This window comes from Enteractinococcus coprophilus, assembly GCF_006716305.1.
Classification (GTDB): Bacteria; Actinomycetota; Actinomycetes; order Actinomycetales; family Micrococcaceae; genus Yaniella; species Yaniella coprophila.
Map to the genome: position 1 here is coordinate 317,053 of NZ_VFOU01000002.1, position 24,088 is coordinate 341,140.

Sequence of the window (24,088 nt, forward strand, 5' to 3'; positions counted from 1 at the left end):
GCTGCATTAGCCCGCGGGAGAACAGGTGGTTACCGCGTGCCCACGGGCGTAACATGTTGGGCATGAGTATGGCCCGAGAGATTAACCGCGTCGTTGCCCCGTTCAAGGTCGAAGCACCCTATGAGCCGGCAGGTGATCAGCCGCAAGCCATTGCTGAACTCGCCCAGCGCGTGGAAGGTGGCGAAAAGGACGTTGTCCTCATGGGTGCCACGGGTACTGGTAAGTCTGCAACCGCGGCCTGGCTTGTAGAGCGGCTACAACGCCCCAGCTTGGTCTTGGTCCAGAACAAGACGCTGGCTGCCCAGTTAGCCAATGAGTTTCGCGAGCTGCTGCCACATAACGCTGTGGAATACTTCGTGTCGTACTACGACTACTACCAGCCTGAAGCGTATGTTCCACAAACCGATACGTTCATCGAAAAAGATTCGTCGATTAACGAAGAAGTCGAACGTCTTCGTCACTCGGCCACCAACGCGCTGCTGACTCGCCGCGACACGATCGTGGTCGCGACCGTATCGTCAATCTTTGGTCTGGGGACTCCCGAGGAATACATCGCGCAAATGGTCACCGTAAAAGGCGGGGACCTGCTCGACCGAGATGATCTGCTACGCCAGTTCGTGAACATGCAATACGTCCGAAATGACACGGATTTCCACCGCGGGACGTTCCGGGTGCGTGGCGACACTGTGGAAATCATTCCGATGTACGAAGAACTCGCGGTGCGCATTGAATTCTTTGGCGACGAAATCGATTCGATTCAAACCTTGCATCCGTTGACCGGTGACATCATCCGCGAAGAAGACGAAATGTATATCTTCCCGGCGTCGCATTATGTTGCCGGAGATGACCGCATGTCCCGGGCAATTCGTGACATCGAAGATGAGCTACGCGAGCGCCTGCAGGAACTGGAATCGCAAAACAAACTTCTTGAAGCACAGCGGTTACGCATGCGGACTACCTACGATCTCGAGATGATGCAGCAAATGGGCTACTGCAACGGCATTGAGAACTATTCACGCCACATCGACGGTCGGCCACCGGGTTCCGCCCCGCACACTCTGCTCGACTACTTCCCGGATGATTTTTTACTGATCATCGACGAATCTCACGTGACGGTCCCGCAAATTGGCGGAATGTATGAAGGGGATGCCTCACGAAAACGCACCCTGGTGGACCACGGCTTCCGTCTGCCTTCGGCGCTTGATAACCGGCCACTGAAGTGGGATGAGTTCCTAGAGCGCATCGGACAAACCGTCTATATGTCGGCAACCCCCGGCCCATATGAGCTCAGCCAGGCCGACGGCGTTGTTGAACAGATCATCCGACCTACCGGCCTGGTCGATCCACAGATTATCGTCAAAGAAACCAAGGGCCAGATCGATGACCTGATGCATGAGATCAATCTTCGAGTGGAACGTGATGAACGCGTCCTGGTGACGACGTTGACGAAGCGTATGGCCGAAGATCTGACGGAGTACCTCGTCGAACACGGTGTGAAGGTCCAGTATCTTCACTCCGATGTCGATACGTTGCGACGGGTGGAGCTCATGACCGAGTTGCGTAGAGGGGTCTTTGACGTCCTGGTGGGCATTAACCTGCTACGTGAAGGTCTTGACCTTCCAGAAGTTTCCCTCGTGTCGATCCTGGACGCTGACAAGGAAGGCTTCCTCCGGTCGAACCGGTCGCTCATCCAAACGATTGGCCGTGCCGCCCGTAACGTCTCCGGTGAAGTGCACATGTACGCGGATAAAATCACTGATTCGATGAAATTTGCAATCGACGAAACGAACCGTCGTCGAGACATCCAGGTCGCTCACAACAAGAAACACGGTATCGATCCGCAACCGTTGCGCAAAAAGATCGCAGACATCACCGACCAACTGGCACGCGAGGATGCCGATACTCAGGATCTGATGTCCGGGATGGCAGGTATTAAGACCGGCTTTGACTATGGAATGGGGAATCGCGGCTACACGGCGACCATTACCGAAGAACAACAGCGCGCGGCTCTGTCCGAAGAAGACAAAAAAATTGCCAAGCTTGCCGCGGTTCCGGCCAAAGACCTTTCCGATCTCATCCAACAGATGTCCGAGCAGATGCACCAGGCCGCCGTGGACCTCAACTTCGAGCTTGCAGCAAGACTCCGCGATGAAGTGGCGGAACTGAAAAAAGAACTGCGCGACATGAAGCGAGAAGGCCACGCATAGTTCACGGCATTTCCTTCAACAATGCAGTGGATTTGAACCAGTTCCCTGAACTTTCCTGATATAGTCTGTGCAGAACAAGGGAGTATCCCAGAAGTTCCGTACACGTCAACACGTCGAACACCGTCGTTCGGCCGGGTACGGACCCCGTTACTACGTCGGGGGAGAGACTTGTGGAATTGAAGTTACCTAAAAACTAGGAAGGACTCCCTTTCATGGAGATTACCGGGTTTACTTGGGCTGTCACCATTGCAGTGATCATCGCTCTGGTCCTGTTCGATTATTTCTTCCACGTCCGGAAAGCACACACTCCGACGCTGAAAGAGGCTGCCATCTGGTCAGCCATCTATGTCGGACTCGCGCTGGCGTTCGGATTAATATTCTTCGCCGTCGGCGACACGAACCACGCGATCGAATACTATGCCGGCTTCATCACGGAGAAAGCGTTATCTGTCGATAACCTCTTTGTGTTCATGATTATCATGACGAGTTTCGCGGTACCGCGGCAGTTCCAGCAAAAGGTGTTGCTGTTTGGGATTACGTTCGCACTCATCAGCCGTACGATCTTCATTCTGGCGGGTGCCGCCATCCTGGAATGGTGGTCGGATGCGTTCTACATCTTCGGAATCTTTTTGCTCCTGTTGGCCGGTCAACAGCTGAAATCCGAGTTCTCATCGGCTGAAGAAGCCGGTTCCGAGGCTGACAACGCGCTCGTGCGTTTTGCACGCAAGATCCTGCCGGTAACAGAGCACTATGATGGCGACAAACTCCGCACGCGTGTGGATGGGAAGAAAATGTTCACGCCGATGCTGCTCGTGATGGTCGCTATCGGGGTCACAGACATTATCTTCGCGCTCGACTCAATCCCTGCGATTTTTGGTTTGACCCAGGAACCGTACATTGTCTTCACTGCCAACGCATTCGCCCTGTTAGGTCTGCGTCAGTTGTACTTCCTCATCGACGGCTTGCTCGACCGACTCGTCTACCTCGGTTACGGGCTGGCCGCCATCCTCGGGTTCATTGGCGTCAAGCTGATGCTCCACGCACTACATCAGAACAACCTGCCGTTTATCAACGGCGGCGAAGATGTGCCAGTTATTGAACTCAGTACCGGGTTCTCCCTGTTGGTGATCATCGGCATCCTCATTGTCACCATCGCTATCTCATTGCTCAGCCCGAAGGGCAAGGCTCTCCGTGCGCTGCAAAACGCCGAGAAGTTTGCCCACCGCTACACCCAGCTTCCAGATGATGCCCCAGCGGAACAGCGACAAGAAGCTGCCGAGAAGATGGACTACTGGACACATCAAGCTCAAGAGACCGAACACCGGTATCTTGAAGAACTCATTGAACACAAAGATCGGTGGTCGGCCATTATCCGAGCCGCTCACGAAACCCGGTTAGAAGACGCCAACCGTCGCGGCATTCCGGCGTTGATGTCTCAACGTATTGTGAAAACCGACGGTCCGGTCCTTGCCCCCGACACCAACGGCAAAGACAACGAGGACTCAGAGCCTCGTAACTAGAGACCAACTCCTTGAATTGCTCGCCAATACACCGTGTGCTGGCGAGCATTTCATTTAACACATCGACCGTTCGACACCCGTGCTAATCATCCCAGTAGGTATTGCGAACCGGAGTCTGTGTGGGATCCAACCAAACAGCAGGAACCCAGTAGAGCACTCCGTCATCGTTCCAGGTAGGAGTCCAGACGCCCTGGTGGACGTGAGTATGACACGCATTGCATAACAAAATGAGATTAGTGATATTGGTGCCACCATCGTGGAACCAATATGTACCGTGGTGGCCTTCAGTCCAAACGGGAGGAACCCGACACCCGGGACCGCGACATCCACCGAGCATACCTGCAGCGAGGATCTGGTGGTCGCTAAAGAGACGTTTCCCTCTGCCTAAAAAGAGTGGCACTCCACCCTGATTAAAGATGGCCGGAATGATCTTTGCATCACACAGATCCTGTAGTACGGCCGCAGGAGCAATGCTTCCGGTCTGAAAACGATGAGAGACATACGGATGTCCCCGTTGACGTCTACTCTCGGCCGGATCGGAACTGGTGGCCTGACGTTCATCTGGAGGATCCGATGTCGACCGGTGCCAGACTCGACTCAGCAGTGGATCGGCGCCCAAAAGCTTCTCCGGGTCACTCGTGCCCGGTGGCACATGTTCATCCACGACTGCTTCCAAGGGATCGAGGCGCCGTGGCGGGCCCTGGTCGTAGCCTGCTAGCCCGGGGAGTCGAGTGTAGCGGTCATCGAGGTGAAACTGCCTTGGGAGACGATCCTGGTGGATTCTCAACAAGGTTTCGTAGTCCATGACGGTCCATAAAATGGCAGGGGCTCGTTTGTATTCGGCCATACCTTCCGCACCGGGAGAACGTTTCCCCTGAGCTTTTAGCATGGCCATAAAGACGTCATGGGCCTTTTCGTCACGAGTCCGTGGATCAAGTTTACGCGTCTGCTCCCGAGAGACCTTGGTTCCGGTCTCGGTTTCTATGAACGTGTCGGAGTCGTTGACCGCGTCATCCATGTCTCGGTGGAACTGTCCGAGACGTTCTTGTGCATCTCGATCTTCGTCGTATGGGGCTGAATCTCCCAAGCTGTCATCATCAGGCTCCGCGTGTCCGGCGTCAGCGGGCTCAGACGATGTGTCTTCGTGCGCTGCGTCTTCGTGCGCTGTGTCTTCGGCCTGATGCGTAGTGCTGGCTGGGTGAGGTGCATCGTCCTCAGTTTCGTCGTGATCTTGCCGGAATTTATCCTGGTTTGCTTTGAAATTCAGCCCGGCCAAGACGAGAGCCTCGATGAGTTCCAGATTCACAACGTCAGTAACGATGTTAATGTGCAGCTTCCCATTGACGATTCGTGTCTTCAGGGAGTTCTTGACTTTCGTCAACCGCTGTTCCGGTGGTGGACCGTCTGGATCAACAATATGTGCAATTTGGTTGAGCCACTGGGTTGCTTGCTGCGCTAACTCTTGAGGTCGCATGGCTTTGGCTGCATCGGTGAAGATAGGATCCATGATTTTCAGGATCTCCGTGGCATTGTCCTTGCTTAACCCCACCGCATTGTAGAAATCGAAAAGCTGGTTCACGATCTGACTCATTCGGTCCATATTTTCCGAAGGGATGTCCCCGGCAGAGTATGCGGCTGCCATCTGCGGCAGCAATGGATCTTTGCCTAGCCGGTCGGTGGTCGCCAGTTCGCCGTTCACCAGAGCCGCACGGTTGTAAAATTTTGCCATCTGACGTGTTTCAAGTTGGAATCGGTCCGCCAGCCATCGCTTGCCGGACTTGTGCAGATTCACCTCGGCGGGGATCCCTAACATTCCATCACGATCGAAGGTGTAGGCCTGTTCAGCAAAACCCGTCAGGGTGACAATGAGCGCATCTTGTACTCGACGGGTTGTTACAAGGTTGTCGACGAATCCCGGCAGGGTGTTAAAGAACGCGTCGGGCGGGATCGGTGTAGGCCCAGCGTGTTTACCTTGCGAGCGGCTAGCCGCTTCGTCATCGTATGTCTCATTCGGGTCTTTCGACCATACGGTACCCCAGTCTGTACCCGTGGTATAAGTATGGCGAGCAAATGAATTATAGGCATCCGGAGACGACAATTTGGTCTGTTGCTTCTGCACAATGCGCAGGGCTAACGCTTGTAATTCACCAGGGGAGAGCGTGTCCAGTTCCGCATCAGAAATCAATGCTTCGGTATCGGGTACCCGCGTCACCATGGAACTCACCCCGTATCGGCTGGTCGTGCGTTGTCACGTTCGTTCCAGCCTAGGCAGACCACACGAGATGCAGCACTGAAGCAGTGCGGGTCGTGTATAACCCGGCAACGCATCAAGGCCTGTGGGAAACACCCTTCGCCCGAGGCAACAAAGGATGTAGGCTCCCCGGGGCGGGCAGTATTAGGAAGGCTGGATCATCTCGTGGAGACGTATAAATATTTCGGCCCCGGCTTCACCGATACCATCGTGGTGCCACCGGTCAGACTCCCAAACCTGTAAATTGGCGACCTGTTCGGCAGCAGCAAGGGAGAGATCGCGGTCAACGTACACGTCATCGGTATATACCAGTGCAGCGACGGGTACCTCGTTGGCGGCCAGCTGGTCGAGGTCGTACAGCGGACCCCAGGTGCGGCAATCGGCAATGATTTGGGTCGCGCGTGCAACCGGTTGGAGCGCCGGATCCAGTTGTGGATACCAATCGAAGCACATTTCACCGGTCAACAGGGGAGTGTCAGCTTTCTTGGGGTTGAACTCCGGGTATTGGGCGAGCACCCGTTGCGCTGCCCAGGCAGTTGGTTGGGCACCGGGCTGGGCGTAAATTGCTTCGTGCAGGATCAGATACAGCGGATTCGTGGCGCGCGATACTTGTTGGTAGATGGCGTTGAGAAACGTATCCGACAAGATGTCAGTGCCCGGGATGAACGCCTCTTCTAAAACGTAGTGCAGTGCATCGATCCGCGTGTTGCCACCGAGGTACATACCCAGAGCTTGGACGCGCCCGACGGTAAGCGGGGATCCATCCGGTAGGACGACGTCGCCGCGACGCACTCGACGATAAATATTGGTCAGGGTTTCTAGGTCCTTTGGGAAGCGGCGGAAGTATTCGCGGTTGCGACTGTGCATGCGACGATAGGTCGCCTGATACACCTGGTCAGCGAGGCCTTGGAGCGGTGGGATGCCACCGGTGATCATTGCACCGGCCAGTCCCTCGGGGGCGAAGGACAGGTAGGTCAGAGTGCAAAACCCACCAAAGGATTGTCCAAGGGTGACCCACGGGTCGGAGCCCAGCGCGCGGCGGATGGCCTCTGCGTCAGACACAATATTCGGAGCTCGGAAATTGGTCAGATACCGGGCTTGTTCCAGCGGAGCGCCGCGCTGTCTTAGGGTGTGGTGGTTGACCGGTGTAGATAGGCCTGTGCCACGCTGGTCAAGCATCAGCACCCGGTAGTATTTCAGGGCTTCGGCTAACCACCCGCTGACCCGCGCCGGCCGCGAGCCTTTGCCACCCGGTCCGCCCTGCAGATACAACAGCCACGGCTTGTCTTCAGCATCGGGCGTGAAAAATTCGCGTGCATACACCGTGAGTTGTTCGCCTTCGGGGGTCTGATAATCCAGTGGCACAGTGAAGTAGTGATCGCGTACCCCGGTCCCGTCATGCAATCGAGCGGGGGAACCAACGGTGTGTGGTGCGGTGGCCATGGGTCTCCTTATCCGGCTACGGATCATCGTGATCATTCGAGTCTAGCGCTGGGTCACGGTGCACAGGGGTCCCCGCCGAGCCGGTGGGTCGCCCCGCACTTGCCAGCACCTTGTCCGACGTGGATATTTGGTATGCTAAAGCCGCGCTCAGCCGGCGACACGATACTCCTGATCGAGGGTACCGACGAGCCCACACCACACAACACTTTTATCCTTTAGCCAGGTATTTTTGAACATCATCTACTGGACGTCTGCTCAGAACCCTGCCGTGCAGCTACCAGTCATTCCTGTAAGAACATTCGGCGATGCCCAATGATGGGTGCGCAGCACGCCGCCTGTGGAGCAGCAGCCTGGGTTGCCGTGGCTTCAAACTATGAGCTGCCGATCACTGCGGTGACCGAGCCTCTCGTCGAGGCATATCCTCGGCTCGCCTGGCTCCCGGAGGCACTGCCTCTAGGGTTTGGGCTGCTCGAGGTGGGACCAGCCGCGGTGTTTATGGGGGCCATCATCTGCGCCGGTGCAGCTTTGCTGCCAGACATTGATCACCACAACGCCTCGATTGCCCATTCCTTACCGCCGATGACCAAAATCCTGGCCCGATTCTTTCAGAAGGCTTCGGGTGGGCACCGCAACGGCACACACTCGATAGTCGGCGTCGTGTTTTTCGGCGTGGTGGCATGGTTGGCCAGCTTCCTCGTCATCACTGGTTGCGGACGGTTCGGCGATCTCAACATTGGTGCGGGGCTGATGGCCGTCATCCTGTCGGCCTTTGCGTTCAAGGTGCTGCACTTTATGCCCGATTCTGCACGGCGCGCGCCCTGGGCCGCGGGCATTCTGGTCGGCGTCATCACGGCAGTGGTCACGCCAAGCGGACAGTCCTGGCTGATCACCTGCATTGTCTTGGGCGTCGTCGTGCACATTGTGGGCGACATGCTCACGAAAGAAGGGTGCAACATCTTCTGGCCGCTCACCCTCAAACGTCCCAAGGCTCTGAGCGGTGCACCCCTCGTAGCGGAGGTGTGGGGGCGTAACGGACGGATCGCCATTCCCTTATTAGGTTCGGCCAACTCGATCCGGTGCTGGGCCGTTACGATCCCCATTTCCGCGGTAGCGATTGCCGGGATGTGCATTGCCGGATTGCACTGGGCGCAAGGCACCTGGGTCGCGTTGCTGAGCTAAGCGGCCCTCGGGCACTCACGGTTCGAGACCCAGCACAGCGGCGGGCTTCACAATACCGGAGTACCGACGGAAAGGGTCGTGAGGGCGGGGGAGCCCTGCTCATTCGAGGCAGCAAGGTGCACAACGGCGTTGAGCGCAAAATCGTGGTTGCCTTCCGGATCCGCGAGCACCTGGCTCACGACCCAGTAGTCACCGGCCTCGGCGCCAACGTCTGCCATTTCCGCCGACGACAACTCCGGCGCCTTGTCAATCCGAAAGAACTCCGGAGAGCGGGCGGCCGGAGAATCGTCGAGGTCTTCGTAGGTACCGAAGTACTCATCGAGTGCATCAGCCCAGTTATCCGAGGTGAACGGCACCGCGCCGTCGGGCAGATAGTCCAGGGCCTCGAGCCGGGCGTCTTGCTCGTCGCCAAAGAGCTGGACCCGGTGGAACATCGCATTGCGCAGCATGACGGTAAACACCCCGACCGTATCGGTCAGCTTCGGTGGTTCGGGCGGGGAGATGGCCTCGTGATCGGCGATGAGCTGATCGACGTCGTCGGCCATCATGTGCTCCCACTCTTCGAGCAACGAGGAGTCGGTCGTGACGATAATGGTCTCGAGCCATTCTTGCAGTAGATCGAGTTCTTCGGTGCGCAGCTCCTGGGGGATCGTCTGGCGAAGGGCTTTGGCGGCGTCGGTGAGGTACCGCAGCAACACGCCCTCGGAGCGGGCGATGCCGTAGTAGTTCACGTAGTCGCCGAATCCCATCGCGCGCTCGTACATATCGCGCACCACAGATTTGGGTTGCAGCTCAAACTCGGCCAACCAGGGCGCGCCCTGCCGGTAAATTTCGAACTGCTGATTCAACAACTCGGCCAACGGTTGTGGGTAGGTCAGTGAGTCCAGCACGTTCATGCGTTCGGTATATTCGTACCCGTCGGCGCGCATCCGGGCCATTTCCTCATCGCGGATCTTGCGCAGCTGGGCGGTCAACACCTGCCGCGGCGCCTCCAGCGTTGCCTCGATAATGGAAACCATATCGACGGCGTAGGTCGGCGAATCAGTCTCGAGCAACTCGAAGGCGGCCAGCGCGAAAGGACTCAGGGGTTGGTTCAGCGCGAAATCGGCCTGCAATTCGACGGTCAGTTCCAGTCGGTTGCCCCATTCATCGGGTTCATCATGGACTTCGACGACGTCGGTGACGATGAGTTCGCGCAGAATCCCAATCGCACGGCGCTGCAGGGCGGCTTTCGAGGCCTTGGTTTCGGCCGAGCGCAGGATCATTCGGCGGACCGCGGTCACCGGGTTGCCCGGGCGCGCCAGAATATTCAGCAGGATCGAGTGCGTGATGCGCATCCGCGAAACCATCGGTTCTGGCTCGGCCGCGACGAGTTTGTCGAACGTGGCCTTCGACCAGGAAACGAAGCCCTTGGGCGGGGTCTTTTTCGGTTGGGATTTTGAGGACTGCGCGATTCGCCGGGCACGTTCCTCGGGGTCTTTCACGCTGGCAAACTTCTCGGCGGCCTTGGCATCAGCCTGCTGGTTTTCAATCACATGCTCGGGGGCCTGGACGACGACGGTGCCTGCCGTATCGAATCCGGCACGCCCGGCTCGGCCGGCGATCTGATGGAACTCGCGGGCATTGAGGTGGCGTTGTTTATTGCCGTCAAACTTTGACAGCGCTGTAATCAGCACGGTGCGAATCGGGACATTAATGCCGACGCCTAGCGTATCGGTCCCGGAAATGACTTTCAGCAGGCCTTCTTGCGCCAAGCGCTCGACCAGGCGCCGGTACTTGGGCAACATCCCGGCGTGGTGGACGCCGATACCCTGGCGGATCAGTCGGTTCAGGGTCTTCCCAAAACCCGAGGTGAACCGGAAGTCCTTGATGATCTCAGCGATCCGATCTTTCTCAGCGCGCGTCGTGACCGAAATGGAGGCCAGATTCGACGCCTGATCCACGGCATCCAACTGAGAAAAGTGCACAATATAGATCGGTGACAGGGTCGATTCGACCAGTGCTTCAATTTGTTGTTGCACCGGAATTTCGGAGTATTCAAAATACAACGGAATCGGCCGCGTCGCCGAAGACACGGTCACGGTTTCGTGACCCGTGCGATCGGTCAGCGATTCTTCAAAGAAGGTCGTATCGCCCAGGGTCGCCGACATTAACACGAACTGTGCCTGCGGCAGTTCCAGCAGCGGAACCTGCCAGGCCCAACCGCGCTGCGGATCAGCATAGAAGTGGAACTCGTCCATCACCACGGGCCCGACCTCCAGCCCTGAACCTTCCCGCAGCGCGTGAATCGCCAGAATCTCGGCAGTGCAACAAATAATGGGCGCATCCGGGTTGATCGCCGAGTCTCCGGTCACCATCCCGACGTGCTCGGCGCCAAAGATTTCAATGAGATCAAAGAACTTCTCGGAAACCAAGGCTTTAATAGGAGCCGTATAGTACGAACGCTGCTTATTGGCCAGCGCGTAGAAATGCGCAGCCAGAGCAACCATGGACTTCCCCGAACCGGTCGGGGTGGCCATGATGACGTTTTTCCCGTCGGCCAATTCAGTCACGGCCTCGTCTTGGGCGGGATACAGTTCAATACCGCGATGGGTTGTCCATTCAACAAACCGATCATAGAGCAGCACTGGCTCGAGTTCTTCGCCGCGGTCAGGATCAGGAATAAAGTCAGTCAGTTGCACCCAACCCATCCTAGTGCCCATTCTGTGCCCCGCTGGCTGCGCGAACATTGCGATTCATAACGCGACCCTGTTGGGGATACAGCTGACCAGTTTAGGCTTATCACATGGAAAACTTCGTATGGGATCCCGCCCAGTATGCGCATTTCGCCGGCCACCGAGCCCGGCCTTTCGTCGACTTGACCAACGCCATCCAATTGGATGACCCGCAGCTGGTATTCGATATGGGCTGCGGCCCCGGCAATATGACCGTCACCCTGGCCGATCGCTGGCCGAACGCCAACATCACCGGCTTCGATGCCTCGGCAGAAATGATTGCCGACGCCAATCAACTGGTCGCGTCCCGTGACGACGACGCCTGGTCCAACGTGTCCTTCGGGCAACAAGAGGCCGCCTCGTGGACGCCCCCGGCTGATACCGACGTCATTGTGTCCAATGCGATGTTCCAGTGGATTCCAAACCACATCGAGGTTATCTCCGGCTGGCTCAAAGCCTTGAAGCCGGGCGCCTGGTTTGCGATGCAAGTACCCGGCAACTCGATTGCCCGGTCGCACCAATACATCGGTGAACTGGCCTCCGAAGAGCGCTTCTCGGTAGCCAAAGATTCGGCCTATACGGGGGAGACGGTGCATTCGGTCGAAGATTACACGCACATGCTGTTAGAACACGGCTTCCGCCCGAATGTCTGGGAGACCACCTATCACCAAGTGCTCACCGGCCCAGATCCGGTATACGACTGGGTCAAGGGGGCCGCACTGCGCCCGGTGTTACAGAAGCTTGCAGAACATGACGAGGCCCACGGGACCAACCTGCACGATGCGTTCGTGACGCGGTATAAAGCCGAGATGACCGCAGCCTATCCACCCTATGCTGGTCCGGATGGTCAAGAAGTCACCGTCTACCCGTTCCGCCGGATCTTTGTCGTTGGACACAAGGAATTGGACTACTTCATCTAGGTCCACACCCGGCACAAGAAACAACAAAATCGTTGACCACAACAAAGGTGGTCAACGGTTTTTTCGTCGTGAGAAAGTGCTGCGGCGTCGCGGAGCGGTTACCAGCCGCGTTGCCGCCACTCATCGAGGTGTGGGCGCTCAGTGCCCAGCACAGTGCTGCCGCCGTGGCCGGGCAGGATCACGGTATCGTCGTCGTATTGAGCGAAAATTCGTTCGGTCACGTCATCTAGAAGGGAAGTGAAGCGCTCGGCGTCGTCCCAGGTATTGCCCACGCCGCCGGGGAACAGCGAATCCCCGGAGAAAATGATGGTCGGTTCATCCTCGCTGGGTACATAGACCAGAGCCACCGAACCCGGAGTGTGGCCGCGCAGGCCGATGACGTCGAGCTCAATGCCCGGGAACTGTGCTTTGTCGCCGTGTTTGAGCTCAACTTTGGCACGAATGCCGGTTTCGGCGAAAATCGCTTCAGCATCCGGGATGCCAGCGGAGGTCGGCACCTGGGTGCGCTCAACAATCTCAGGCAAAGCGCGAATGTGGTCCCAGTGCTGATGGGTGGTGATGATTGAGACCAGATCGAGGTCACACGGAGTGTCCACAGCGGCCGACTCGATCAGTTCCATAATCGCGTCGGGTTCGTCGGCAGCATCAATGAGCACCTGCGCTCCGGTGGTCTTCGACGTAATGAGATATACGTTATTATTCATCTCAGAAACCGATCGGGTTCGGATGGTGACCTGGGGCAGGTTGAATAAAACCTTGATGGGACCAATAGGTGACGACGTTTTGGACATGCACGCTAATTTACACGTTCCGTCGTGTTGTGGCGAATAACCCACTGTTGCCAGGTTCCTTAGCTTTAGGCGAAGACTGTGAGCGAATAGCTAAGCAACGCAATGCGTGAAGTCAAATTGAACTATTCTGGAAGTCTAGTTTTCTACTGTCTTGAACGACTCGAGGGACTGAGTATTTGACCACCACACATAATATTGACGGCGCTGCAGGTCAGCAGGTTTCCAATAACGTGACACCTCAAGACCAGCAATCCAAGGCCGTTATCGGGGCCCACGAACCAGATCGGATCGTGGTCCAGGGTGCGCGTGAACACAACCTCAAAAACGTGAACCTGAACATCCCACGAGATGCTTTCGTGGTCTTCACCGGCCTGTCGGGATCCGGGAAATCGTCGTTGGCTTTTGACACTATCTTTGCTGAAGGCCAGCGTCGCTACGTCGAGTCGCTATCATCGTACGCGCGGATGTTTCTCGGGCGGGTCGATAAGCCCTCGGTCGACTTCATTGAAGGACTCTCCCCGGCGGTGTCGATCGATCAGAAGTCGACGTCGAAAAACCCGCGCTCCACGGTCGGCACGATCACCGAGATCCACGACTACATGCGCCTGCTGTGGGCTCGCATCGGAGTCCCGCACTGTCCGGAGTGTCATGAACCGGCATCGCAACAGACCCCGCAGCAGATTGTCGATCAGCTGCTGGAACTCGAAGAGCGCACCCGTTTCCAGGTGTTGGCGCCCGTGGTCCGGGGCCGCAAGGGCGAATTTGTTGATCTGTTCTCGAACCTGTCTGCCCAGGGGTACTCCCGCGCGATTGTCGACGGCGAACAGGTCCAGCTCTCGGATCCCCCCAAGCTAGAAAAACAGGTCAAGCACAATATTGCCGTGATCATCGACCGCCTAGTCATCCGCGACGGGATCCGCCAGCGCCTGACTGACTCGGTGGAAACCGCCCTGGAGTTGGCCGAAGGTATCGTCGTCGTCGACTACGTCGATATTGACGCCGAAATCGATCCCGATATGCGCAATACCGGTGAGTGGACCGCCGTCGATGACGAAGGCCGCGCCAAATACCGGTCATTTTCCGAAAAGCTGTCCTGTCCCAACGGTCACATTCTGAACATTGATGAAATCGAGCCGCGCTCGTTTTCTTTCAATAACCCCTTCGGTGCGTGCTCGACGTGTACCGGTATCGGCTCACAGCTGCAGGTTGATGAGGAATTACTGATTCCAGACCCAGACCTATCGCTGAAAGAGGGCGCGATTTCCCCGTGGGATATTGGCAAGCGCACGCGCGAATACTGGCAGCGGCTGTTGTCCGGGTTGGCCGACGAGGTCGGCTTCTCAATGGACACCCCGTATCAAGACCTGCCGAAAGCCGCGAAGAAGGCTCTGCTGCACGGTAAGGATTTCAAAGTCAAAGTATCCTACCGTAACCGGTGGGGTCGTGAACGCCGCTACACCACCGGGTTTGAGGGCGTCATTGACTATGTGCAGCGCAAGCACGAGGAAGCCGAATCTGATCAAGCACGGGATCGTTTCCAGTCGTATATGCGTGAGGTCGCCTGCCCGGCCTGTGGGGGAGCCCGGTTAAACCCGACCTCGCTGTCGGTTTTGGTCGGTGGCAAATCAATCGCGCAGGTGTCGGCCATGCCGATGCAAAACACCATTGAGTTCATGCGCGAACTGGACCTGTCTGAACGTGACGCTAAGATCGCCGACCAAGTGCTCATCGAAATCAAGGCGCGCCTGAAGTTCTTACTCGACGTCGGCCTCGACTATCTCAACTTGGAACGCCCCGCCGGGACCCTATCCGGCGGTGAGGCCCAGCGAATTCGACTGGCCACCCAAATCGGGTCCGGCCTGGTCGGTGTGCTCTATGTTCTCGATGAGCCCTCGATCGGGCTGCACCAACGCGATAACCGCCGTCTGATCAACACCCTGCTGCGTTTGCGCGATCTGGGCAACACCTTGATCGTGGTGGAACACGATGAGGAAACCATTGCTGAAGCCGACTGGATCGTTGATATCGGTCCGGAAGCCGGTGAAAAAGGTGGCAAGATCGTCCACTCCGGTTCCCTCAAGGGTTTGTTGGAAAACACCGAGTCACTGACCGGGGACTATCTTTCGGGGCGCAAAGAGATTGCGATTCCACCCCAGCGTCGGCCAATCGATCGCGACCGCCAGGTCGAAGTCGTTGGCGCACGCGAGAACAACCTGCAAAATGTTTCCGCCAAGTTCCCACTCGGGGTCTTCACCGCGGTCACCGGGGTCTCCGGTTCCGGCAAGTCCACGCTGGTCAATGAGATCTTGTACAAGGTCATGGCTAATGAGCTCAACCACGCCCGCCACGTGCCAGGCCGGCACCGTCGGGTCAAGGGTTTGGATCAACTTGATAAAGTCGTCCACGTCGACCAGTCGCCAATTGGCCGCACCCCGCGCTCCAATGCGGCGACCTATACGGGCGTGTTCGATCACATCCGCAACCTGTTTGCCGACACTCCCGAGGCCAAAGTCCGCGGGTATAAGGCCGGCCGGTTCTCTTTCAACGTCAAAGGTGGGCGCTGTGAAGCCTGCGCCGGCGACGGCACGCTCAAGATCGAGATGAACTTCCTTCCCGATGTCTACGTGCCCTGCGAGGTCTGCCACGGCGCCCGCTACAACCGGGAAACCCTCGAGGTCGAATACAAGGGTAAAAACATTTCGCAAGTCTTGAATATGCCGATCGATGAGGCCGCCGCGTTCTTTGCCCCGTATCAGCGCATTGCCCGCCACCTCAACACACTGGTCGATGTCGGATTGGGCTACGTGCGCCTCGGGCAACCAGCTACCACGCTGTCAGGTGGGGAGGCCCAGCGCGTCAAGCTGGCCACCGAGCTGCAGCGCCGAGCCACCGGTAGATCCGTCTACGTGCTGGACGAGCCAACCACTGGTCTGCACTTCGAAGACATCCGCAAACTGCTCATCGTGTTGAACCGCCTGGTTGAAAAGGGCAACACCGTCATCACGATCGAACACAACCTGGATGTCATTAAGTCCGCCGACTGGATTATTGACCTGGGCCCCGAAGGCGGCTCAGGTGGGGGCCAGATTGTTGCTACCGGCACCCCCGAGGACGTAGCCAAGGTGTCCGCAAGTCACACCGGGCAATTCTTAGCGGAAGTGCTGCGCGCTTAACGTTGTAGAATCATTGAGTCCACGTCCAAAAACGCTGCCACACGTTGGCAGGGAGGGGAACCATGGCAATCGGCGAAACTGGGCTGGTGCGCACCACTGTGCGCACGCTGCTACGAGTTGGAGCACGACCAGAAACAACAGGTTTCGAACACGTCCCAACCACCGGCGGGTTCATTGTCGCCAGCAACCACCTGTCATTCTTGGACTCGGTGATTATTCAGGCCTTATTACCTCGCCAGGTGCGGTTCTTTGCCAAAGCAGACTACTGGACCCAACCCGGACTCAAAGGCAAAATCATGAGCGGGTTCTTTGACGCCGTCGGGTCGATCCCAGTAGAACGCGGTGACCAGTCCGCATCGGTCAACGCTTTGAACCAGCTGGTGGACTTTATTGAAGCCGGCGACGGCGTGGGTATCTACCCGGAAGGCACCCGCTCCCGCGATGGTCGGCTCTACCGAGGCCGAACCGGGGTTGGCTGGCTAGCGTTGACGACCGGTGTACCCGTCATACCCGTGGGGCTGATTGGCACCGATAAACTCCAACCGCCCGGACGCAATATCATTCTGCCGCGTAAATTCCAGTTGCGAGTCGGCGAACCCATTCAGGTAGAAAAACTTGGACCCAAACACGGGCTGCCCATCCGGCGACAAACCACCGATAAGATCATGGCCGCCATCGCGGACCTCACGCAACAAGAACGCGTAGCGACCTATAATAAGAGGCCAGACGAAACGGCCTCCTAAGTTCTAAAGGAGACCCCAACACCTTGGCTGACCCAGCCTCCTACCGGCCAAAACCGTCTGACATTCCCACAGATCCGGGAGTGTACCGTTTCAAGGATGAACACGGCCGTATTATTTACGTCGGCAAAGCCAATAATCTGCGCTCCCGACTGGGCTCCTACTTCGTCAAACCCGGCAACCTGCCGCCCAAAACCCGCACCATGGTGCACATGGCTGCCGCCGTCGAATGGACCGTCGTCGCCTCCGAACAAGAGGCCATCCAGCTGGAATACACCTGGATCAAAGAATTCACCCCGCGGTTCAACATCATGTACCGCGACGACAAGTCCTATCCGTATCTGGCCGTAACCATGAACGAAAAATACCCGCGTGTGATGGTTATGCGCGGTGATAAGCGCAAGGGTGTCAAGTACTTTGGCCCCTTCTACCCGGCAAAAGCCATCCGCGAGACCGTGGACCGCATGCTGCGCGTCTTTCCAATCCGCAGTTGTTCCGCCGGAGTCTTTCGACGCGCCCAACTAGCCAACCGCCCGTGTTTGATGGGTTACATCGATAAGTGCGCTGCCCCGTGCGTGAATCGGATCTCGCAAGAGGACCACTACGCGCTGGCCGAAGACTTCGTAGCGTTTATGAATGGCGACGTCCGGCCCTACCTGCGCGAACTGGAAGAGCACATGAAACAAGCGGTGGCCGAACTGCGCTACGAGGACGCAGCCCGTTACCGCGACGACATCGAAGCGTTGAAGAAAGTCTTCGAGCGCAACGCCGTTGTGCTTCCCGAAACCACCGAAGCCGATATTTTCGCGTTTTCCGAAGACGAGCTGGAAGCCGCCTTCCAGGTGTTTCATGTCCGCGACGGCCGAATTCGTGGGCAACGCGGTTGGGTGGTCGAAAAAGTCGATGACACTACCAAGCCTCAGCTGGTTGAACAGCTGCTGTTGCAAATCTATGGCGATATGGAAGACACCGAGCGCATTCCGCCCGAAGTGCTCGTACCGGTCCTGCCCGAAAACGCTGATGACGTCGAAACCTGGATGACCCAGCGACGCGGTGCCCTCGTGGATCTGCGAGTGCCACAGCGCGGCACGAAGCGGCAACTGATGGAAACGGTACAAGAAAATGCCAACGGTGCACTGCGGTTGCACAAATCCCGGCGCTCGGGCGATATTACCGCCCGCTCGGCCGCGCTGCGCGAACTTCAAGAAGCCCTGAACTTCGACCAGCCCTTGTTACGCATTGAAGCCTATGACATCTCGCATGTTCAGGGCACCAACGTGGTGGGGTCGATGGTTGTCTTTGAAGATGGCTTGCCCAAGAAACGTGACTACCGAAAATTCAACGTTACCGGGGACGCCGCCCGCGATGACACCGCAGCCATGGATGATGTGCTGACCCGCCGGTTCAAGAATTATCTGCGCGAACAATCCGATGCGCCCCTGGTGCTCTCGGGTGAACTGGATCCAGAAGACACCGGGGACCCCAAGAAATTTTCTTACCCACCCTCACTGGTCGTCGTCGATGGGGGATTAGCCCAGGTCAACGCCGCCCAACAGGCGCTGCTGAACCTAGGGATCGATGACATACCGGTCGTCGGGTTGGCCAAACGACTCGAAGAACTCTGGATCCCGGGTGATGACTTTCCGATGATCCTGCCCCGAACCTCGCAAGGGCTCTACCTGCTGCAGCGGTTGCGCGATGAATCCCACCGGTTTGCGATCCAAGCCCACCGGGCCAAACGCTCCAAATCCATGATCCATTCGGCGCTCGATGAGGTCCCCGGCCTGGGGGAGCGACGTCGTCAAGATCTGTTGAAACACTTCGGCTCGCTGAAGAAGATTCGGGCTGCCAATATCGACGAGCTGCAGGCCGTGCCCGGCATCGGCCCGAAACTTGCCGAGACGATTCACACCACGCTCTCCACAGATTCGACCCCTCAGGAACCAGGTAAGCTAGCCCCATGACCTCCGAATTCGAACCGGTCAAACCGGACACCGCAGAAGTCTTGATCATCACCGGCATGTCGGGTGCAGGACGCACCACCGCAGCACATTCGCTTGAAGATCTCGGCTGGTATGTCGTTGACAACCTGCCACCCCAACTGTTTTCGACCATGGCTGGGCTGATCGGCAAAAACCCCGAGACCCCGCTAAAACTCGCCCTGGTTGTTGATGTCCGCTCCAAAGAATTTTTCGAATCGCTCCAAGAAGCCATGAACCAGCTGCGCACCGATGGCGCCGAGCTGCGCGTGCTGTTCCTCGATGCCTCAGACGACGCTCTCGTCCGGCGCTTTGAGACACTGCGCCGGCCCCACCCCCTGCAGGGTGGCGGATCAATCCTTGATGGCATCGCCGCCGAACGCGAATTGATGTCGCAACTGCGCGAACAAGCTGAAATGATCTTGGACACCTCGGACTTCAACGTCCATGATCTCACGACCGAGACCACCGAACTGTTCACCGAATCCGGGCCCATCGTCATCCGTCTCAATGTCATGTCGTTTGGCTTCAAATACGGCGTCCCGCAAGACTCCAACTACATGGCCGATGTCCGGTTCATTCCCAACCCGCATTGGGTTCCTGCACTGCGCCCCTACACCGGCCAGGACAACCAGGTCGCCGACTACGTGCTGGCTCAAAACGGCGTGAACGAGTTCATCGAAAGCTACGTAGAAATGATGAAGCCGGTCATTGCCGGGTACCGGGCCGAGAATAAACACTACGCAACCCTGGCATTTGGTTGCACCGGCGGCAAACACCGGTCCGTGGCGATCACCTATGAAATCGCCCGGCGTCTGAAAACTTTCCCCGGCGTACGCGTGCGCATAAGCCACCGAGATATGGGGCGCGAATGAGCATGCATGTCACCGGGCAGCTGCCGCTCTCGCCCGTTAGCCGACCAGAACGCGCAAACATTGGCCACTACGCGCCGAATCTCAGCGTCACCGCGCTCGGTGGCGGTCACGGACTCTATGCAACCCTGTCCGCGCTGCGATTGATCGCCGGGGAAATCACCGCTGTCGTCACGGTCGCCGACGACGGCGGCTCCTCTGGTGTCATCCGCCAGGAAATGGATGTCCTGCCCCCCGGGGATTTGCGCATGGCGCTGGCCGCACTGTGTGATGACACCGACTGGGGCCGCACCTGGCGCGACACAATGCAACATCGCTTCAAAACCGCCGCGACCAATGGCGATCCAGGCACTTTGGATAACCACGCGCTGGGCAATTTGCTCATTGTTGCGCTGTGGGAGCTGCTCGGCGATCCGGTTGACGGTCTGGCTTGGGCCGGAGCGCTGCTGGGTGCCCGCGGCGTGGTGCTGCCGATGTCGACCACACCGATGACGATCTCCGGGACCGTGCTGGGAGATGGCCAGAACGGCAGACTGACCCAACGCCATGTGATCGGACAGGACCGCTTAGCCAAGACCGCAGCCCGGGGCCGGGTCAGCCACATTGAACTCACCCCCGCCGATGCCCCGGCCACCCCACAGGCGCTCCAAGCCATTGACTCCACTGATTGGGTCATATTGGGCCCCGGTTCCTGGTATACCTCGGTGCTGCCGCACCTACTGCTGGCCGAACAACGCGCCGCCCTGGCCCAGACTCCCGCGAAGCGCTGTCTGGTGATGAACCTGCAGCCGTCGACCACCGAGACCGTGGGCATGTCAGCGGCCGAACACCTGTCAGTACTGCACTACTATGCGCCAGAATTCCGCCTCGATGTGATCATCGCCGATCCCACGGTGGTCACCGATGACCATCGCGAGGAATTCTGTCAGGCAGCAGAAAAACTTGGCGCAACCGTGGTGTTTAGTAAGGTAAAGGACGAACATCGCGACAACGTCCACGACCCGCTGCGGCTGGCCGTGGCGTTCTCCGAAGCCTTCGACACCATCACTTCCTAATCGAACGGAAGCATAAACAGCTCGCGTTGTATCGCGAAGAAAGAATTGTGAACACCCTATGGCACTGACCGCAACCGCTAAAGACGAACTCGCGCGCGTACCCGTGACGCGCCTTTCTGAACGTTTAGCAGAGGTTGTCGGTATTCTTCGTTTCGGTGGCGGTTTGCAACTGTTACCCGGACGCCTGATCATCGAAACCGAACTCGACCACGAGGCTGCAGCCCGTCGGTTACGCACCACCCTGCGCGATACTTTCGGCACCGAGTGTGAGCTGATCACTCTGGCCGGGTCCGCTTCCCGGCGCGGCACGCGCTATGTGTTGCGCATTATGGATGGTGGCGCCGAATTGGCTCGCAAGACCGGTCTGCTGGACCCGCGCGGTCGTCCCGTGCGCGGCATGCCGCCCGCCGTCGTCAATGGCACCGTGGCCGATGCTGCTGCCGCCTGGCGCGGAGCGTTCCTGTCCCAGGGAGTGCTGACTGAACCGGGACGTTCCTCAGCACTTGAGGTCGTGGCCCCCGGTCCAGAAGCCGCCCTGGCCCTGGTCGGAGCCGCCCGCCGACTGGGCGTCACCGCAAAAGCCCGGGAAGTTCGTCAAGCCGATCGCGTAGTGATCCGTGACGCCGAGACGATCACCAAATTGCTCACGGTGATGGGGGCCGAACAAACCGTCAAAACCTGGCAGCAACGCCACACCACCAAAGAGGTCCGCTCGTCGTCGAACCGGTTGGCCAATTTCGATGATGCTAACCTGCGTCGTTCCGCACAAGCCGCCGTGGCCGCCAGCGCACGTGTTACCAGGGCGCTTGAGATCTTGGGCGACGACGTCCCCGAACATCTGGCATACGCTGGCAAGCTGCGTGTTGAACATCAACACGCCTCCCTGGACAAACTGGGACGCTTGGCCGAACCACCTATGACAAAAGATGCGATAGCCGGTCGGATCCGCCGGCTATTAGCCATGGCCGATAAGCGAGCCAAGGATTTAGGGCTCCCGGATACCCACGAGGCGGTCCCTGTCGATCTCCGCGATCGCAACTAAGATCACACTGGTGTTCGCAGAGGGATAAGCGTTCAAGCCTTGACCAGCACCCGGGGGTCTCGGCCTAAGATAGACGAGGTGGTTCATATAATTGAAGAACCAACTTTTTTACTGATGTTTCCACTTCAGTACCATCTCGGATTATTATCCGGACTTATCAGGAGGAATACATGGCTACTTATTCATTGCCAGAACTGTCCTATGACTACGGTGCCCTGGAACCGCACATCTCGGGTCGCATCATGGAACTGCACCACTCCAAGCACCACAACACCTACGTCAACGGTGCCAACACCGCACTGGAGAAACTCGCTGCTGCTCGCGAAGCCGGCGAATTCGGCAACATCAACCAGCTGACCAAGGACCTGGCATTCAACCTGGGTGGTCACACTAACCACTCGATCTTCTGGAACAACCTGTCTCCAGATGGTGGCGACAAACCAACCGGCGAACTCGCCTCCGCAATCGATGAGTACTTTGGCTCCTTCGATGCCTTCCGCTCGCAATTTACTGCCGCAGCGCTGGGCATCCAGGGTTCCGGGTGGGCCATCCTGGCTTACGAACCCATCGGCGGTAACCTGGTCATCGAACAATTCTACGACCAGCAAAACGGTGTGCCAGTAGCCACCATTCCACTGTTTATGTTGGATATGTGGGAGCACGCCTTCTACCTGGATTACCAGAACGTCAAGGCTGACTACGTCAACGCCATCTGGAACATCGTTAACTGGGCCGACGTCCAGGCCCGCTTCGAAGCCGCTCGCCAAGGCGCTTCGAAACTTGTGACCCCTAACTAGTCGGTAGACCGGGTTCACCGGTTCCATACCACTTCACATGGACCTTTTGCCACCGGGCAAAAGGTCCTTCGTGTGTTAAATCCAAAACCTGCGGGCGAAATGACTAAGATGGTGACGGTCGCATCAGCGGCCCATCCCAATAGTCGAGACCCAAAGAGAAGATTGATGATGGCCCAAACCCTTCGTGATCTGCTGCCCACAGCCTCCGGACGTACCGTAGTCGTCCGTTCCGACCTCAACTGTCCACTGGATGAGGGCACAGTCACCGATGACGGCCGCATCCGTGCGAGCCTGCCTGTCATCACGCAGCTAGCCGACGCCGGGGCTAAGGTCATCGTCATGGCCCACCTGGGTCGCCCGAACGGCACCGTCAACCCTGAATTCTCGCTTGCTCCCGTTGCTCAGCGGATGCGCGAACTCACCGACCATCCCGTCACCCTGGCTGACGACGTTACCGGTCCCTCGGCGCAACTGCACGCCCAGCAACTGGAACCCGGTCAGATTTTGCTACTGCAAAACGTTCGCTTTGATCCGCGAGAAACCTCGAAAAAAGACGCCGAGCGCGCCGATCTTGCCCAGGAAATTGCATCCCTCGCCGGGGAGAACGCCGCCTACGTCAACGACGCTTTCGGGGCGGTGCACCGTAAACACGCTTCCGTGTTCGATATCGCCACGATGCGGCCAAGCTATCAAGGCACGCTGGTGGCCACTGAACTCGAGGTGCTGAATCAACTCATCGTTGAGCCCAAGCGCCCCTACACCGTGGTGTTGGGCGGTTCCAAGGTGTCGGATAAACTCGCAGTCATCGACAACCTGCTCGATCGTGCCGATACCTTGTTGATCGGCGGTGGGATGGCATATACGTTCCTCAAAGCCCAGGGGCACGATGTCGCATCCTCACTGCTTGAAGAAGACCAGATCCCAGTCGTGAAAGATTATCTCACCCGTTCCGCAGCCGGAGCAGCACAGATCGTGGTTCCCGTCGATACCGTCGTCGCCGAGGCGTTCAGCTCCGATGCAGCCCATGCTGTGGTGTCGGTGGATGCCATGACGACGGGCCCTGGTGGCGCGTCGGCTCTCGGTTTGGACATTGGCCCCGAGACGGCCAAAATCTACGCTGAACACATCGAAGCTTCGGCCACCGTTTTCTGGAACGGTCCGATGGGAGTCTTCGAGATGGAAAATTTTGCGGCAGGTACCCGTGCGGTTGCTGAAGCTCTCACGAAAGTTCAAGGACTGTCCGTCGTTGGCGGTGGCGACTCTGCTGCTGCAGTCCGTGCGTTGGGCTTTGACGACAAACAATTTGGCCATATCTCAACCGGTGGGGGAGCCTCCCTGGAATATTTGGAAGGCAAAACACTGCCCGGCATCGATGCCCTCACGCAATAGGCCATCCGGCACGATT

At 57.9% G+C, this 24,088-nt stretch carries 16 protein-coding genes; 12 read left to right on the forward strand and 4 right to left on the reverse strand.

The genetic code is table 11. The features are described from left to right. The first annotated feature begins 62 nt into the window (after positions 1-62). Positions 63-2,207 (forward strand): excinuclease ABC subunit UvrB, encoded by a 2,145-nt coding sequence (uvrB, locus tag FB556_RS06265; protein WP_141865872.1) that lies wholly within the window; start codon positions 63-65, stop codon positions 2,205-2,207. Positions 2,208-2,419: 212 nt separating this feature from the next. After that, complete coding sequence (locus FB556_RS06270) at positions 2,420-3,727, forward strand: TerC family protein (protein ID WP_141865874.1); 1,308 nt, start codon at positions 2,420-2,422, stop codon at positions 3,725-3,727. 82 nt (positions 3,728-3,809) lie between these two features. Here FB556_RS06270 and FB556_RS06275 read toward each other — a convergent pair whose 3' ends face one another. Next, the gene (locus tag FB556_RS06275; protein ID WP_141865875.1) at positions 3,810-5,942 is read right to left on the reverse strand and encodes an HNH endonuclease signature motif containing protein; all 2,133 of its coding nucleotides are present in this window, start codon (positions 5,940-5,942) and stop codon (positions 3,810-3,812) included. A 180-nt stretch (positions 5,943-6,122) separates the two neighbouring features. Continuing rightward, the gene (locus FB556_RS06280) at positions 6,123-7,421 is read right to left on the reverse strand and encodes an alpha/beta fold hydrolase (RefSeq protein WP_141865877.1); all 1,299 of its coding nucleotides are present in this window, start codon (positions 7,419-7,421) and stop codon (positions 6,123-6,125) included. 312 nt (positions 7,422-7,733) lie between these two features. Between FB556_RS06280 and FB556_RS06285 the strand changes: the two genes are divergently transcribed. Then, positions 7,734-8,600, forward strand: a complete 867-nt coding sequence (locus FB556_RS06285; RefSeq protein ID WP_141865879.1) for a metal-dependent hydrolase — start codon at positions 7,734-7,736, stop codon at positions 8,598-8,600. Between the two features lie 47 nt (positions 8,601-8,647). On the opposite strand, the gene FB556_RS06290 is transcribed toward FB556_RS06285, so the two are convergent. Continuing rightward, a complete protein-coding gene (locus FB556_RS06290) occupies positions 8,648-11,290 on the reverse strand; it encodes a DEAD/DEAH box helicase (RefSeq protein WP_141865881.1) in 2,643 nt (880 codons plus the stop codon). A 95-nt stretch (positions 11,291-11,385) separates the two neighbouring features. Here FB556_RS06290 and FB556_RS06295 point away from each other — a divergent pair, with 95 nt between their 5' ends. Next, the gene (locus FB556_RS06295; protein WP_141865883.1) at positions 11,386-12,234 is read left to right on the forward strand and encodes a methyltransferase; all 849 of its coding nucleotides are present in this window, start codon (positions 11,386-11,388) and stop codon (positions 12,232-12,234) included. 98 nt (positions 12,235-12,332) lie between these two features. On the opposite strand, the gene FB556_RS06300 is transcribed toward FB556_RS06295, so the two are convergent. Continuing rightward, on the reverse strand, positions 12,333-13,025 hold the full coding sequence (locus tag FB556_RS06300; protein WP_141865885.1) for an MBL fold metallo-hydrolase: 693 nt from the start codon (positions 13,023-13,025) through the stop codon (positions 12,333-12,335). A gap of 230 nt (positions 13,026-13,255) precedes the next feature. Between FB556_RS06300 and uvrA the strand changes: the two genes are divergently transcribed. The 8 genes from uvrA (at position 13,256) to FB556_RS06340 (ending at position 24,072) form a co-directional block, all read left to right on the forward strand. Then, on the forward strand, positions 13,256-16,198 hold the full coding sequence (uvrA, locus tag FB556_RS06305) for an excinuclease ABC subunit UvrA (protein ID WP_246057276.1): 2,943 nt from the start codon (positions 13,256-13,258) through the stop codon (positions 16,196-16,198). A gap of 62 nt (positions 16,199-16,260) precedes the next feature. Then, entirely contained in the window at positions 16,261-16,941 is a 681-nt protein-coding gene (locus tag FB556_RS06310; RefSeq protein ID WP_141865887.1) for a lysophospholipid acyltransferase family protein, read from the forward strand. 23 nt (positions 16,942-16,964) lie between these two features. After that, positions 16,965-18,902, forward strand: a complete 1,938-nt coding sequence (uvrC, locus tag FB556_RS06315) for an excinuclease ABC subunit UvrC (protein ID WP_141865889.1) — start codon at positions 16,965-16,967, stop codon at positions 18,900-18,902. Then, the gene (gene rapZ, locus FB556_RS06320) at positions 18,899-19,792 is read left to right on the forward strand and encodes an RNase adapter RapZ (protein ID WP_141865891.1); all 894 of its coding nucleotides are present in this window, start codon (positions 18,899-18,901) and stop codon (positions 19,790-19,792) included. The genes uvrC and rapZ overlap by 4 nt, the downstream gene beginning before the upstream one ends. Next, the gene (locus FB556_RS06325) at positions 19,789-20,844 is read left to right on the forward strand and encodes a gluconeogenesis factor YvcK family protein (protein ID WP_141865893.1); all 1,056 of its coding nucleotides are present in this window, start codon (positions 19,789-19,791) and stop codon (positions 20,842-20,844) included. The genes rapZ and FB556_RS06325 overlap by 4 nt, the downstream gene beginning before the upstream one ends. A 58-nt stretch (positions 20,845-20,902) precedes the next feature. Continuing rightward, positions 20,903-21,886, forward strand: coding sequence for a DNA-binding protein WhiA (gene whiA, locus FB556_RS06330; RefSeq protein WP_141865896.1), 984 nt, complete (start codon positions 20,903-20,905; stop codon positions 21,884-21,886). A 170-nt stretch (positions 21,887-22,056) separates the two neighbouring features. Then, on the forward strand, positions 22,057-22,683 hold the full coding sequence (locus FB556_RS06335; RefSeq protein ID WP_141865898.1) for a superoxide dismutase: 627 nt from the start codon (positions 22,057-22,059) through the stop codon (positions 22,681-22,683). 165 nt (positions 22,684-22,848) lie between these two features. Further along, the gene (locus FB556_RS06340) at positions 22,849-24,072 is read left to right on the forward strand and encodes a phosphoglycerate kinase (protein ID WP_141865899.1); all 1,224 of its coding nucleotides are present in this window, start codon (positions 22,849-22,851) and stop codon (positions 24,070-24,072) included. The last annotated feature ends 16 nt before the right edge of the window (positions 24,073-24,088 follow it).